Source organism: Streptomyces sp. R302 (assembly GCF_012927245.1).
In the GTDB taxonomy this organism is placed as follows: domain Bacteria; phylum Actinomycetota; class Actinomycetes; order Streptomycetales; family Streptomycetaceae; genus Streptomyces.
In genome coordinates this window covers 362,939-377,466 of sequence record NZ_JABBGE010000001.1, presented here as the reverse complement: position 1 = coordinate 377,466, position 14,528 = coordinate 362,939, and the positions used below count along the sequence as shown (strand labels likewise).

Below are 14,528 nucleotides of genomic sequence, written 5' to 3'. Positions count from 1 at the left end.
GATGTCCGCCATGGACACAACATGCGCTCCAGGAACTCTCCACAAAACCCTGTCACTTGCGAAAGGCTGAGCGGTCATCCGGTACCGGATTCCGGACTGTCTCCTTTCACAACAGGGATGTAAATGACCACCCCCGAAACCCAGAGCTCCATACCCGGGCGCTCGACCGGGACGAGACGAGCGGCCAGGATTGCCGCCGCCGCCGGCCTGGTGACCGCGCTCGTCGCGGCCGGTGCCGCACCGGTCCTCGCCGCCGACGACCCGGCGGCCACCACTCCCCCGGTGAAGACCGCGGAGCCCGCCGACAAGCTCGGCGCCATCGACGCGCAGCGCCTGACCGAGGCCGAGGCCGCCGGCGAGCCGCACGTCACGATCCTGGTCGCCACCGCGCCCGGCGCGACCGAGCAGGTCGCCGGCCAGCTGGACGCCGTCCCCGGCGCCTCGGTCGGCAACCGCAACGACGAGCTCGGCTACGTCCGCGCGACCCTGCCGACCGGCAAGGCCGACGCCGCCATCAAGGCGGCCACCAAGCTCTCCGCCGTCCAGTCGGTCGACCTCCAGGCCGAGATCGAGCTGGACGACCCGCGCCCCGACGCCGGTGTCTCCGGCGCCGTCGAGGGCACCACGGTGACCCGGACGTACCCGGCGCCGTCGAAGTCCACCCCGGCGAAGAACCCGTACAACCCGTCCCACGAGACGGGCGCCGTCGAGTTCGTCGAGGACCACCCGCGCGCCGACGGCCGCGGCGTGACCATCGGCATCCTCGACTCGGGCGTCGACCTGGCCCACCCGGCCCTGCAGAAGACCACCACCGGCGAGCGCAAGATCGTCGACTGGGTGACCGCCACGGACCCGCTCACCGAGGGCGACGCCACCTGGCGCGCCCAGGTCACCCCGGTCACGGGCCCGGTCTTCACCGCCGCCTCGCAGTCCTGGAAGGCGCCCGAGGGCTCCTACCAGTGGAGCCGGTTCAGCGAGTCCGTCACCGCGGGCGGCGACCCGGCCGGCGACATCAACCGCGACGGCGACACCACCGACGTCTTCGGCATGCTGTACGACCCGGCCGCCGGGACCGTCCGGGTCGACACCGACCAGAACGGCGACTTCACGGACAACGAGCCGATGAAGCCGTACAAGGACGGGTACCAGATCGGCTACTTCGGTACCGACGACCCGGCCACCGAGGTCGCCGAGCGCACCCCGTTCGTCGTGGAGATCCGCAAGGACGTCCCGATGGACCCGCTGGGCGGCTCCTGGGTCGGCCAGAAGCGCGACTTCGTCAACATCGGCCTCGTCGAGTCCTCGCACGGCACCCACGTCGCCGGCATCACCGCCGCCAAGGGCCTCTTCGGCGGCAGGATGAACGGCGCCGCGCCCGGCGCGAAGATCGTCTCCTCGCGCGCGTGCACCTGGACCGGCGGCTGCACCAACACCGCCCTCACCGAGGGCATGGTCGACCTCGTCGTCAACCGCGGCGTCGACATCGTCAACATGTCGATCGGCGGCCTGCCCGCGCTGAACGACGGCGACAACGTCCGCGCCCGCCTCTACACCCGTCTCATCGACGAGTACGGCGTGCAGCTGGTGATCTCGGCCGGCAACTCCGGCCCCGGCACCAACACCATCGGCGACCCCGGCCTGGCCGACAAGGTCCTCTCGGTCGGCGCGGCCGTCTCCCGGTCGACCTGGGCCGCCAACTACGGCTCGGCCGTCGAGAAGAAGTACGCCATGTTCCCGTTCTCCTCGCGCGGTCCGCGTGAGGACGGCGGCGCGGCCCCGGTGATCACCGGCCCGGGCTCGGCCGTGAACACCATCCCGACCTGGCAGGCCGGCTCCGGCGTCGCCGAGGCCGGCTACGCGCTGCCCGCCGGCTACGGCATGCTCAACGGCACCTCGATGTCGTCCCCGCAGGTCGCCGGCGCGAGCGCGCTGCTGCTCTCCGCCGCCAAGCAGCGCGGCATGGAGCTCTCCCCGCTGACCCTGCGCACCGCGCTCACCTCGACCGCCAAGCGGATCAAGGGTGTCGCGGCCCACGAGCAGGGCGCCGGTCTCATCGACATCGTCGAGGCCTGGGAGTCGATCAAGGACGGGGCCACCGCCCACTCCTACAAGGTCGAGGCCCCGGTCGACACCGTGATCTTCCCGGCCCCGCACACCGGCACCGGTGTGTACGACCGCGAGGGCGGCCTCAAGGTCGGCCAGAAGAAGGTCTACGACGTCACCGTCACCCGCACCAGCGGCCCGGACCGGACCCTCTGGCACGAGCTCGACCTCAAGTACAACGACGGCACGTTCCGGATCCTCGGGAGCCGCTGGGTCGCCCTGCCGCTGAACAAGCCGGTCACCGTCAAGCTCCAGGCCCAGCCGCGCACCGCCGGTGTGCACAGCGTGATCCTGGAGGCCGACGACTGGCGCACCGAGGGCGTCGACAAGCAGATCATGGCCACCTCGGTCGTCGCGAGCGACCTGGTCGCCCCCGGCTACGGCTTCTCCGCCGCCGGTTCGGTGCAGCGCAACAGCACCAAGTCGTACTTCGTGACCGTGCCGGCGGGCGCGACCTCCCTGGAGGTGGCGATCGGCGGCCTGAAGGGCAAGAGCCAGACCCGGTTCATCGCCATTCACCCGTACGGCGTCCCGGTCGACTCGACCTCGACCATCAACTGCTACCCGCACTACAACCCGGCGAACACCTGCCGTCCGGACCTGCGGTCGTACGCCAACCCGCAGCCCGGCGTCTGGGAGATCGAGGTCGAGTCGCGCCGCACCTCGCCGTACCTGGACAACCCGTACAAGCTGGACGTCGCCGTGCTCGGCGCCTCCTTCGACCCGGCCGTCCAGACGGTCGCCGAGGCGAAGGTCGGCACCCCGGCCGCCGTCGAGTGGACCGTCACCAACGGCTTCGCCGGCATCGACGGCAAGCTGAAGGGCGGCTCGCTCGGCTCGGCCAAGGTCGAGACGCCGACCATCCAGCACCACGAGACGCAGACGAAGACCGTCACCATCGGTGAGGGCGTCGAGCGCCTCGACATCGCGATCGGCAACACCTCCGACAAGGCCGCCGACCTCGACCTGACCGTGCTCCTCGACGGCGTCAAGGTCGGCCAGTCGGCCGACGGCGACTCGGAGGAGTCCGTCTCCCTCGTCAAGCCGAAGGCCGGCACCTACGAGGTCGTCATCGACGGCTACGCGGTCCACGCCGAGGGCGGCACGACCTACGACTACAAGGACGTCTACTACTCGTCCGCGCTCGGCACCGTGAAGGTCGACGAGACGAAGACGTACCCGCTGGCCAACGGCGCGACCACCAAGGTCCCGGCCGAGGTCGTCGTCGGCGCCCCGGCCCCCGAGGGACGCCAGTTCTTCGGCCAGGTCCAGCTGCTCAACGCGCGCGACACCGTCGCGGGCACCGGCAGCGTCCTGATCGGCGGCGTCACTCCGTAGCACCGCGATCACGCATGAGGGGGCGGGCGCCGGAACCGGCGTCCGCCCCTTTCTCGTCCCGGTCCTCGGACAAAGGATTGGACAAGGCGTTACGGGTGATACGCATCATGGAACGCACCACCCTGCACAAACGTACGGAGGAATCCCCGTGAAGGTCGGAATCGTCGGAGCCACCGGTCAGGTCGGCACAGTCATGCGCAAGATCCTGGCCGAACGGAACTTCCCGGTCGACGAGCTGCGGCTCTTCGCCTCCGCCCGGTCCGCGGGCACGGTCGTGGACGGCGTCACGGTCGAGGACGCCTCGACCGCCGACTACACCGGCCTGGACATCGTGCTCTTCTCCGCCGGCGGCGCCACCTCCAAGGCCCTCGCCGAGAAGGTCGCCTCCCAGGGCGCCGTCGTGATCGACAACTCCTCCGCCTGGCGCCGCGACCCCGAGGTCCCCCTCGTCGTCTCCGAGGTCAACCCGCACGCGATCAAGGACCGCCCCAAGGGCATCATCGCCAACCCGAACTGCACCACGATGGCCGCCATGCCGGTCCTCAAGCCGCTCCACCAGGAGGCCGGCCTCACCGCGCTGATCGCCACCACCTACCAGGCCGTCTCCGGCTCGGGCGTGGCCGGTGTCGCCGAGCTGCGCACCCAGGCCTGTGCCGTGGCCGAGCAGGCCGACCGGCTGGCCTTCGACGGCGAGGCCGTCGAGTTCCCCGAGCCGGCCGTCTACAAGCGTCCGATCGCGTTCAACGTGGTCCCGCTGGCCGGCTCGATCGTCGACGACGGCACCTTCGAGACCGACGAGGAGCAGAAGCTCCGCCACGAGTCCCGCAAGATCCTGGAGATCCCTGAGCTGAAGGTCTCGGGCACCTGTGTCCGCGTCCCGGTCTTCTCGGGCCACTCGCTCCAGGTGAACGTCCGCTTCGAGCGCCCGATCGGCGTCGAGCGCGCCTACGAGCTGCTGAAGGACGCCGAGGGCGTCGAGCTGTCCGAGATCCCGACCCCGCTCCAGGCGGCCGGCAAGGACGCCTCGTACGTGGGCCGCATCCGCGTCGACGAGACCGTCGACAACGGCCTCGCGCTCTTCCTCTCCAACGACAACCTCCGCAAGGGCGCCGCGCTGAACGCGGTGCAGATCGCGGAGCTGGTGGCGGCCGAGCTCAAGGGCTGACCCCGCCTCCACGCGAAGAACGGCGGCCATCCGGGTGGACGGCCGCCGTTCTTGCGTGTTCGCCCTGGGAAATGTGCCGTGCGTCTGCGACACACCCCGTGGAAGGATGGCCCAAACGTCACGAAACCGAGGAGTTGACCGGGTGCCTGGTACGAACCTGACCCGTGAAGAGGCCCAGCAGCGGGCGGCGCTGCTGACCGTGGACGCGTACGAGGTCGAACTGGACCTCACGGGTGCGCAGGGTGGGGGTACCTACCGGTCCGTCACCACCGTCCGCTTCGATTCCGCCGAGGAGGGCGCCGAGAGCTTCATCGACCTCGTCGCCCCCGCCGTGCACGAGGCCGTGCTCAACGGGCACTCCCTCGACGTCGCCGCCGTCTTCCGCGACTCGCGGATCGCGCTGCCCCGCCTGAAGCAGGGGCGCAACGAGCTGAAGGTCGTCGCGGACTGCGCGTACACCAACACCGGTGAGGGCCTGCACCGCTTCGTCGACCCGGTCGACGGCCAGGCGTACCTGTACACCCAGTTCGAGGTGCCGGACGCGCGCCGGGTCTTCGCCTCCTTCGAGCAGCCCGACCTGAAGGCGACCTTCCAGTTCACCGTGAAGGCGCCGGAGGGCTGGAGCGTCATCTCCAACTCTCCGACCCCGGAGCCGAAGGACGGGGTGTGGGCCTTCGAGCCGACGCCGCGGATCTCCTCGTACATCACGGCCCTGATCGTCGGCCCGTACCACTCGGTGCACTCGGCGTACGAGGGCCCGGACGGGCAGGTCGTCCCGCTCGGCATCTACTGCCGCCCCTCGCTGGCCGAGTTCCTCGACGCGGACCACATCTTCGACGTGACCCGGCAGGGCTTCGACTGGTTCCAGGAGAAGTTCGCCTACGCGTACCCGTTCGCCAAGTACGACCAGCTGTTCGTGCCGGAGTTCAACGCGGGCGCGATGGAGAACGCGGGCGCGGTCACCATCCGCGACCAGTACGTCTTCCGCTCCAAGGTGACGGACGCCGCGTACGAGAGCCGCGCCGAGACCATCCTCCACGAGCTGGCCCACATGTGGTTCGGCGACCTGGTGACGATGGAGTGGTGGAACGACCTGTGGCTGAACGAGTCGTTCGCCACCTACACGTCGGTCGCCTGCCAGGCCTCCGTCGCGGGCACCCGCTGGCCGAACGCCTGGACCACCTTCGCCAACGCGGAGAAGACCTGGGCCTACCGCCAGGACCAGCTGCCGTCGACGCACCCGATCATGGCCGAGATCAACGACCTGGAGGACGTGCTCGTCAACTTCGACGGCATCACGTACGCCAAGGGCGCCTCGGTCCTCAAGCAGCTCGTCGCCTACGTCGGCCAGGACGAGTTCTTCAAGGGCGTACAGGCCTACTTCCAGCGCCACGCCTTCGGCAACACCCGCCTCAGCGACCTGCTCGGCGCCCTGGAGGAGACCTCCGGGCGCGACCTGAAGACCTGGTCGAAGGCGTGGCTGGAGACCGCCGGCATCAACATCCTGCGCCCGGAGATCGAGACCGACGAGAACGGCTCGATCACCGCCTTCGCGGTGAAGCAGGAGGCCCCGGCGCTGCCCGCCGGCGCCAAGGGCGAGGCCGTGCTCCGCCCGCACCGCATCGCGATCGGCTTCTACGACCTCGACGCGGCCGGCAAGCTGGTCCGCGGCGAGCGCCTGGAGCTGGACATCGAGGCGGCCGAGCTGACGCAGGTGCCGGCGCTGATCGGCAAGTCCCGCCCGGCGGTCGTGCTGCTGAACGACGACGACCTGTCGTACGCCAAGGTCCGCCTCGACGAGGTGTCGCTGCAGAACGTGACCGCGCACCTCGGCGACTTCGCCGAGTCGCTGCCGCGCGCCCTGTGCTGGGCCTCGGCCTGGGACATGACCCGGGACGGCGAGCTGGCCACCCGCGACTACCTGGAGCTGGTGCTCTCCGGCATCGCCAAGGAGTCCGACATCGGCGTGGTGCAGTCGCTCCAGCGCCAGGTGAAGGCGGCCCTCGACCTGTACGCGGCGCCGGAGTGGCGCGCCGAGGGCCTGGCCCGCTGGGGCGCCTTCGCGCAGGAGCAGCTGCGGGCGGCCGAGGCGGGCGGCGACCACCAGCTGGCGTGGGCGCGGGCCTTCGCGGCGACCGCCCGTACGGACGCCGAGCTCGACGTGCTGGCCGGGCTGCTCGACGGCGGCCAGGTCGTCGAGGGCCTGGCGGTCGACACCGAGCTGCGCTGGGCGTTCGTGCAGCGGCTCGCGGCCACCGGCCGCTTCGACGAGCCGGAGATCGCGGCCGAGCTGGAGCGGGACCGCACCGCCGCCGGCGAGCGGCACGCGGCCACGGCGCGCGCGGCCCGTCCGACCGAGGCCGCGAAGGCCGAGGCGTGGGCGGCGGTCGTCGAGGACGACAAGCTGGCCAACGCGGTGCAGGAGGCGGTGATCGGCGGCTTCGTCCAGGCCGACCAGCGCGAGCTGCTCGCCCCGTACACGGAGAAGTACTTCGCGTCGATCAAGCGCGTCGCGGAGACCCGCAGCCACGAGATGATCCAGCAGATCGTGGTCGGTCTCTACCCGACGCTCCAGGTCTCCGAGGAGACGCTGGAGGCCACGGACGCCTGGATCGCGGCCAACGACCCGGTCCCGGCCCTGCGCCGTCTGGTGACCGAGTCGCGCGCCGGTGTCGAGCGGGCCCTGAAGGCCCGCGCGGCGGACGCGGCGGCCGCGAAGTAGCGCCGTAGGGCGGTACGGCGAAGGGGCGTCCCTCCCCCGTGGGGGCGCCCCTTCGCCGTGCCCGGGGGTTACCGGCTCGCGCGGTCGAAGCGGGCGCGCAGGTCGGCGGCGCCCTCCTCGGTGAGGGAGCCGTGCAGGCGCATGCGGGCGACGCCGCCGTCGGGGAAGGCGTCGAGCCGGACGTGGGTGACGACCGCGTGGGCGGGGAGCTTGAAGCGGTGCAGGGTGTCGGGCTGGAGGCGGGTGCGGGGGACGATCTCGAACCACTCGCCCGTGTCGCCGTTGCGGCCGTGGAGGGCGATCCAGCCGGCCGAGTTGCCCTTGAGGTAGGCGGTGTCGATCTCGACGGCGCGGACGGCGCCCTGGGCGGGGAGGCGGAAGCGGACCCAGTCGTTGGTGCCGCGGACCCGGCGGCGGCGGTTCTCCCAGCCGTCGTCCATCTTGCGGGAGGTGCCGGGCAGGATGATCTGCGTGGGCGAGGAGTAGAACCGGTCGGAGGCGTCCTCGTACGACCCGCCGTTGAGCACGGAGAGCAGGTCGATCGTGCCGAGGAGGTCCAGCCACTCGGGGTCGGGCAGTACCTCGCCGTGGACGCGGAGGCGGGCGATGCCGCCGTCCGGGTGCTGGCAGAGGCGGACGTGGGTCCAGCGGCGGTCGCTGTCGATCGTGAAGCCGTTGGCGGCGTGGCCGCGGACGGGGGTGGGCGGGACGAGCTCCTCCCACGGGGCGTCGAGGAGTTCCTGGGGGCTCGGGGTGCCCTCGACGGCGGTGGCCTGGACGCTGACCTTCTGCGGGTAGTTGCCGCGGAAGTGGGCGGTGTCGACGATGAGGCCCTTGATGACGCCGGGGGCGCCGAGGCGGACGATCGCCCAGTCGTGGTCCTCGGGGGCGGGGAAGACGTGGTCGGCGTCGGCGCCGCGGCGGCGGCGGGTCTCCCAGCCGTCCATGATCTTGCCCTTGTGGCCGAAGTGCTCCGGGTCGAAGACGGCCCGCTCGCGGACGAGGAGGTTCTCGCGCTCGGCGAAGAACTCGTCGTCGGCGGCGACGACACCGGCGCCGAGGCGGCGGTCGGCGAGGTCGACCAGCTCGGTGAAGGGGAAGTCGCCGGCGCGGTAGTCGGCGTACGGGTCGCCTCCACCGTAGGGGGCGGCGTCGTTGGCGTGCGGGTCCTGGGTGTCCTCGGTTCCGGTCATGGTCCGACTGTCGCGCGCCTCGGGCCCGGGGTCCATCGAATGTTTTCGACGGTGTCGTTCAGTTCCGCTGAACGGTCTGGCGGGCGGCGGCCTCCTGGCGGAGCGCGGCGAGGACCCGGGCGACCGCCGGCCCGTCCTCGGCGCCGCGCCGGACGGCCGCGACGACGTGGCGGCGCGGCTGGTCGGCGGAGAGCACCCGCATGACGACCCCGGTGCCGCCGCGCCGGTCGGCGGAGGCCATCCGGGGCACGAGGGCGATGCCGAGCCCGGCCTCGACCATGGCGAGGATCGCGGTCCAGCCCGAGGCGCTGTGGGCCTGCTCGGGGACGAAGCCGGCGGCCTCGCAGGCGGCGGTGGTGATCTCGGACCAGGGTCCGGAGCCGCCGAAGATCCAGGGTTCGGCGGCGAGGTCGGCGAGGCGGAGGCCCGGGGCGTCGGCGAGCGGGTGGCCGGCCGGCAGGGCGATGTCGAGGGGGTCGGCGAGCAGCGGCAGCCGGGTGTACTTGGGGTCGCGCGCGGTGGGGGCGTGGGCGGCGAGCGAGAGGGCGAGGTCGACCTCGCCGGCGGTGAGCAGCTCGTACGCCTCCGCCGCCTCGGCCTCCCGGATCCGGACCGCGAGCCCGGGGTGGGCGGTGCGGAGCCGGCGCACGGCGGGGACGAGGAGCGCGGGCACGGAGGTCGAGAAGGCCGCGACCCGGACCTGGCCGGCCTCGCCGCGCAGATACCCGTCGAGTTCGGCGTCGGCGCGCTCCAGCTGGGCGAAGACGGCCTCGGCGTGGCGCAGGACGAGGTGGGCGGCGTCGGTGAGCCGGACCCGCCGCCCGTGGGCCTCCAGGAGCGGCACCCCGAGCTGTCTGGCGAGGTTGGTGAGCTGCTGGGACACGGCCGAGGGGGTCATGAGCAGCGTCTCCGCGGTGGCGGTGACGGTGCCCCGGTCCCGCAGGGTGCGCAGGATGTGCAGCTTCTTGATGTCCCACTCGGTCATGGGCGCAACCTATCCGGCCCCGCTCACCGGGCCGAACCGAGCGCCACCCCGCCGAGGATGAGCGCCATGGCGGCGCCGCCGGTGAGGCCGAGCTCCTCGCCGAGGAGGGCGTGGGAGAGGAGGGCGACGCAGACGGGCTGGAGGTGGTAGACGACTCCGGCGCGGGCGGCGCCGACCAGGGAGACGGCCTTGTTCCAGGAGAGGAAGGCGACGGCGGAGGAGAGCACGCCGATGTAGAGGAGGGGGCCGACGGTGCCGGGGGTGACGGGGAAGCCGCCCTGGACGGTGAGGGAGGCGGCGTAGGCGGGGGCGAGCATGAGCGTGCCGAGCACGAAGGTGGTGAAGAGGAAGGCGAGTCCGTCGATCTCCGGGGGCCGGCGCTTGAGGAGGGCGCTGTACGAGGCGAAGGAGACGGCGGCGGCGAACATCCAGAGGTCGCCGGCGGAGAGGTCGATCGCGAGGGAGCCCTTCCCGACGAGGAGGAGCACGCCGAGGACGGCGATCGCCATGCCCAGGAGGCGGCGGGCGCCGAGGCGTTCGCCGCCGAGCCGGGCGTAGACCGCCATGATCACCGGGGAGGCGGCCATGATCATGCCCATGTGGGTGGCGGAGGTGGTGAGGCCGGCCTGGTGGACGAGGGTGTTGTAGAGGGCGACGCCGAAGAGCGAGGCGAGGGCGGTGTGGCCGAGGTGGCGGCGGAGGAGGGCGCGCTGCCGCCAGAAGGCGCGGGCGGCGAGCGGGGCGACGGCGAGCAGGGCGATGGTCCAGCGCCAGAAGACCGCCTGGACGGGCGGGACGGTGTCGGCCATGTCGCGGGTGGCGACGAAGCTGCCGGACCAGACGACGGTGGCGAGGAGGGCGAGGAGCAGACCGGGACCGGCGCCCTTGGCGGGCGCCGGCCTCCGGGTGGCGTCTTCAGTCGCGGTGGTGGGGTGGCGGGCGGTGGTGAGGGTCATGTCCGCTACCGTCGCACCTCCGAAACCTCCAGGTCCATCGAAACTTCCAGACCGTTCTTTTCAGTAGAACTGAACGATACGGGAGCGGGAGCGGGAGCGGGAGCGGGGGCGGGAGCGGAGGCGGTGACGGCGGACTTGGGCGCGGCGGGGGCCAGCTGGCCCGCCAGCGTGGCGCCGAAGGCGATCGCCATGCCGAGCACCTGCACCGGGCCGAGGGCCTGGCCGAGGGCGGCCCAGCCGATGACGGCGGCGGTGATCGGGGAGAGCGGGCCGAGCAGGGTGACCGAGGAGGCGCTCAGCCGCTCGATGCCGCGGAACCAGAGGAAGTAGGAGATCGCGGTGTTGCCGAGGGCGAGGTAGGCGTAGCCGGCGAGGTTGGTGCCGGTGAGGGCGGGCGGGGCGCCCTCGACGAGGAAGGCGACGGGGAGGATGACCAGGCCGCCGGCCGTGAGCTGCCAGCCGGTGAGGGCGAGCGCGCCGACGCCCTCGGGGCGGCCCCAGCGCTTGGTGAGGACGACGCCCGCGGACATCGAGAGCGAGGAGAGCAGTCCGGCGCCGACGCCGATCGGGTCGAAGGCGGCACCCGCCCTGAGGACCACGAGGCTGACGCCGAAGGCCGCGGCGACGGCGGTGAGCAGGGTCCTCGTCGTGGGCTTCTCGCCGAGGAGGAGGGCCGCGAGGCCGACGACGAAGAGCGGGCCGACCGAGCCGACGACGGCGGCGACACCGCCGGGCAGCCGGTAGGCGGCGAGGAAGAGGAGCGGGAAGAACGCTCCGATGTTGAGGGCGCCGAGGACCGCCGACTTCCACCACCAGGCGCCGGTCGGGAGCTTGCGGGTCAGCGCGAGGAGCAGCAGGCCGGCCGGGAGGGCCCGCACGAGGCCGGTGAAGAGCGGCCGGTCGGCGGGCAGGAACTCGGTGGTCACGAAGTAGGTCGAGCCCCAGGAGATCGGGGCCAGGGCGGTGAGCGCGACGACGGCGGCCTTGCGTGACATGACAGGTCTCCCCCTGGAGCGCGGCGCCCCGGCGGTCCGGAGCGCGACTGACTTGGCGGTAATTAACTTAGCACTAAGCTACTTACTTGCAAGTGGCTTTCTTGCCATCGACCGAGAAGGAGCGGAACACTGAGGCCATGAACACGCAGCCGCCCACGCACGACCCCGTCGACGCCATCACCGCCCAGTGGGCCGTGGTCCGCCCCGATCTCGACACGCTCCCCATGGCGGTCTTCGGGCGGATCTACCGGCTGGCCGCCGCCATGCGCGGCAAGGTGGACAAGGCGTACGCGCCCTACGGCATGGCACTCGGGGAGTTCGACGTCCTGGCGACCCTGCGCCGCTCCGGGGAGCCGTACACGCTCTCGCCGCGCGAGCTGACCGCCACCCTGATGATCACCACCGGCGGCATGACCGGGCGCCTGGACAAGCTGGAGAAGGCCGGGCTGCTCACCCGCAGCCCCGACCCGAACGACCGGCGCGCACTGCGCGTCACGCTCACCGAGCGCGGCCGGGAGCTGGTGGACCAGGCGGTCGGCGCGGGCCTCGCGCAGCAGCGGGAGGCGCTGGAGGGCGCGCTGACCGAGGAGGAGGCGGAGCAGCTGGCCGGGCTGCTGCGGAAGCTGCTCGCGACGACCTGACCGGGCCTGGACGCACGAGGGCGCCGCACGGCCGGTGTGGCCGTGCGGCGCCCTCGGAAACGGACGGAGGGGCGGTCGCGCCCCCTGCGGTTACGCCTTCTTGCGGGACTTGTCGAGGACCATCACCAGGCCGGCGATGACCAGGAACAGCACCAGCGGGGCCGCAACGAACAGGCCGAGGGTCTCGATGACCTCCAGCTTGGGGGCCGGGTCGTCACCGTCGTCGCGGGTCAGCGCGAGCGCGGGGGACGACATGAGCAGCATCATCAGCGTCGTACCGGCCGCGACGGCGCCGGCGCGCAGGGCGTTCTTCTTGTCCACGGTGCCAAAGTAGCGAACACCTAAACGGACCGCGCGCCCGGGGGTGCCGTACGGGCTCCGACCCCCTCGGCGGCGGTCCGCAGCAGGGCGTGCGCGCGGGGCGAGGCGGCGATCCGCTCCAGGGTGACGGGCTGTCCGTCGGGGCCCGCGACCGGCAGCCGCCAGTTGGGGTACTCGTCCCAGGTGCCCGGGAGGTTCTGCGGCCTGCGGTCCCCCACCAGGTCCGGCAGCCACACCCCCACCATCCGGGCCGGGGTGCGGGCCAGGAAGCGGTGGACGGCCCGGATCTCGGCCTCCTCGCCGCCCGGCCCCTCCGGGAGCAGCCCGAGCCGCTGGAGGGCCGCGCGCCACTCGGCGGTCTCCGCCGCGTCCGCCGCGCGCTCGCGGGCCAGGTCGCCGGGGAGCAGCCCGAGCCGGTGGCGCAGGAGCACGTGGTCGCCGGAGAGCCGGGCGGCGGTGGACGGCAGGTCGTGGGTGGTGGCGGTGGCCACGCAGTCGGCCCGCCACGCCTCGGGCGGCAGCGGGGCGCCGCCGCCCGCCCAGTCCCGTTCGAACCAGAGCACGGAGGTGCCGAACACGCCGCGCGCGGCGAGGGCCTCGCGGACGCCGGGCTCGACGGTGCCCAGGTCCTCGCCGACGACGAGGGAGCCGGCCCGGTGCGCCTCCAGGACGAGGACGGCGAGCATCGCCTCGGCGTCGTACCGGACGTAGGTGCCCTCGACGGGCTCCCGGCCCTCCGGCACCCACCACAGCCGGAACAGGCCCATGACGTGGTCGATGCGCAAGGCGCCCGCGTGACGAAGGAGTTCGCGGAGCAGGCCGCGGTACGGGGCGTAGCCGGCGGCGGCGAGGGCGTCGGGGCGCCACGGCGGCAGGCCCCAGTCCTGGCCGCGGGAGTTGAAGGCGTCGGGCGGGGCGCCGACCGACATCCCGGCGGCGAAGTCGCCCTGCCGGGCCCAGACGTCGGAGCCCTCCGGGTGGACGCCGACGGCGAGGTCGTGGACGATCCCGACCGCCATCCCGGCCTCCCGGGCCGCGTCGGCGGCCTCGCCGAGCTGCCGGTCCGTCAGCCAGGCGAGCCGGCAGTGGAAGTCGACCCGGGCGGCGAGGACCGCGTCGGCGCGGACCGCCGACGCGGCGCCCTCGGGGGTACGCAGTGCCTCGGGCCAGGAGCGCCAGTGGGGGCCGTGGAGTTCGGCGAGGGCCTGGTAGGTGGCGTGGTCCTCCAGGGCGCGGCCGCGCTCGGCGAGGAAGTCGTGGAAGTCGGCGCGCCGGCCGGGGCCGAGCTCGACGGTGGCGAGGAGTTCCAGGGCGCGGAGCTTGAGCGCCCAGACGGCGTCCCGGTCGATGGCGGTGCCCTTGCCGAGGACGCTCTCGCGGAGTTCGGCGGCGGCGGCGAGGATCCGGTCGAGCTCCTCGCGGTGGCCGGGGCCCAGGTGGGCGTACTCGGGGATCCGCTCGATCCGCAGGTGGACGGGGTCGGGGAAGCGCCGCGAGGAGGGGCGGTACGGGGAGGGGTCCGAGGGCTCCCCCGGCACGCCCGCGTGCAGCGGGTTCACCTGGACGAAGCCCGCGCCGTGCGCGCGGCCCGCCCAGGAGACGAGTTCGCGCAGGTCGCCGAGGTCGCCCATGCCCCAGGAGCGTTCGGAGAGCAGCGAGTAGAGCTGGACGAGCAGGCCGTACGCGCGCGTGGCGGGGGCCGGGACGCGCGGCGGGGCGACGATCAGGGTGGTGCGGGCGGTGCGCCCGTCGGGGGCCTCGGCGTCCACGGTGTGCACGCCGAGCGGCAGCCGTTCCCAGTCGCCGCCGGTGTGGACGGCGCCCGACTCCGTGGTGACCCGCAGCAGGGTCCCGCCGGGCAGCCCGTCCGGGGGGCGTACGGGGCCGTCGCCGGTGTGCCGGACGAGGGTGGGCGGGAGCAGCCGCTCCCGGTCGGCCCGCTCCGCCGCGCCGAGGGAGGCGGCGACCGCCTCCGGGGTGGTCGCGTCGACCCCGAGGGCGCCGAGCACCGCGACCACGGTGGACTCGGGCACGGGCGTGGTGACGCCCTCGGACGGACTGAACGCGGTGGCGACGCCGTGACGGGCGGCGAGGCGGGCCAGGGTCACT

The 14,528-nt window shown here is 72.9% G+C and carries 10 protein-coding genes; 4 read left to right on the top strand and 6 right to left on the bottom strand.

Translation table 11 applies throughout. The annotated features are described in order from the left end of the window. Window positions 1–123: 123 nt before the first annotated feature. The 3 genes from HHL19_RS01645 (at window position 124) to pepN (ending at window position 7,328) form a co-directional block, all read left to right on the top strand. On the top strand, window positions 124–3,441 hold the full coding sequence (locus tag HHL19_RS01645; protein WP_169084770.1) for a S8 family serine peptidase: 3,318 nt from the start codon (window positions 124–126) through the stop codon (window positions 3,439–3,441). Window positions 3,442–3,589: 148 nt separating this feature from the next. After that, window positions 3,590–4,606: an aspartate-semialdehyde dehydrogenase gene (locus tag HHL19_RS01640; RefSeq protein ID WP_169084768.1), complete on the top strand. Its 1,017-nt coding sequence runs from the start codon at window positions 3,590–3,592 to the stop codon at window positions 4,604–4,606. A gap of 142 nt (window positions 4,607–4,748) precedes the next feature. Further along, on the top strand, window positions 4,749–7,328 hold the full coding sequence (pepN, locus tag HHL19_RS01635; RefSeq protein ID WP_169084766.1) for an aminopeptidase N: 2,580 nt from the start codon (window positions 4,749–4,751) through the stop codon (window positions 7,326–7,328). A gap of 68 nt (window positions 7,329–7,396) precedes the next feature. Here the strand turns inward: pepN and alc are convergent, their stop codons facing one another. The 4 genes from alc to HHL19_RS01615 are packed head-to-tail and all read right to left on the bottom strand — an operon-like array spanning window position 7,397 to window position 11,457. After that, window positions 7,397–8,521, bottom strand: coding sequence for an allantoicase (gene alc, locus HHL19_RS01630; RefSeq protein ID WP_169084764.1), 1,125 nt, complete (start codon window positions 8,519–8,521; stop codon window positions 7,397–7,399). 58 nt (window positions 8,522–8,579) lie between these two features. Continuing rightward, window positions 8,580–9,506, bottom strand: a complete 927-nt coding sequence (locus tag HHL19_RS01625; RefSeq protein WP_169084762.1) for a LysR family transcriptional regulator — start codon at window positions 9,504–9,506, stop codon at window positions 8,580–8,582. 23 nt (window positions 9,507–9,529) lie between these two features. After that, window positions 9,530–10,462, bottom strand: coding sequence for a DMT family transporter (locus tag HHL19_RS01620; RefSeq protein ID WP_169084760.1), 933 nt, complete (start codon window positions 10,460–10,462; stop codon window positions 9,530–9,532). A gap of 5 nt (window positions 10,463–10,467) precedes the next feature. Continuing rightward, the gene (locus HHL19_RS01615) at window positions 10,468–11,457 is read right to left on the bottom strand and encodes an EamA family transporter (RefSeq protein WP_169084758.1); all 990 of its coding nucleotides are present in this window, start codon (window positions 11,455–11,457) and stop codon (window positions 10,468–10,470) included. Between the two features lie 137 nt (window positions 11,458–11,594). Between HHL19_RS01615 and HHL19_RS01610 the strand changes: the two genes are divergently transcribed. Next, complete coding sequence (locus tag HHL19_RS01610; protein ID WP_169084756.1) at window positions 11,595–12,098, top strand: MarR family transcriptional regulator; 504 nt, start codon at window positions 11,595–11,597, stop codon at window positions 12,096–12,098. A 90-nt stretch (window positions 12,099–12,188) separates the two neighbouring features. Here the strand turns inward: HHL19_RS01610 and HHL19_RS01605 are convergent, their stop codons facing one another. Then, window positions 12,189–12,419, bottom strand: a complete 231-nt coding sequence (locus tag HHL19_RS01605; protein WP_169084754.1) for a hypothetical protein — start codon at window positions 12,417–12,419, stop codon at window positions 12,189–12,191. Between the two features lie 20 nt (window positions 12,420–12,439). Continuing rightward, window positions 12,440–14,527, bottom strand: coding sequence for a 4-alpha-glucanotransferase (malQ, locus tag HHL19_RS01600; RefSeq protein WP_169084752.1), 2,088 nt, complete (start codon window positions 14,525–14,527; stop codon window positions 12,440–12,442). Window position 14,528: the final 1 nt, after the last annotated feature.

Bases quoted from the DNA above. Each gene is read 5' to 3' on its own strand.
- HHL19_RS01645 (WP_169084770.1), top strand. From the start codon at position 124: ATGACCACCCCCGAAACCCAGAGCTCCATACCCGGGCGCTCGACCGGG.
- alc (WP_169084764.1), bottom strand. From the start codon at position 8,521: ATGACCGGAACCGAGGACACCCAGGACCCGCACGCCAACGACGCCGCC.
- HHL19_RS01625 (WP_169084762.1), bottom strand. From the start codon at position 9,506: ATGACCGAGTGGGACATCAAGAAGCTGCACATCCTGCGCACCCTGCGG.
- HHL19_RS01620 (WP_169084760.1), bottom strand. From the start codon at position 10,462: ATGACCCTCACCACCGCCCGCCACCCCACCACCGCGACTGAAGACGCC.
- HHL19_RS01615 (WP_169084758.1), bottom strand. From the start codon at position 11,457: ATGTCACGCAAGGCCGCCGTCGTCGCGCTCACCGCCCTGGCCCCGATC.
- HHL19_RS01610 (WP_169084756.1), top strand. From the start codon at position 11,595: ATGAACACGCAGCCGCCCACGCACGACCCCGTCGACGCCATCACCGCC.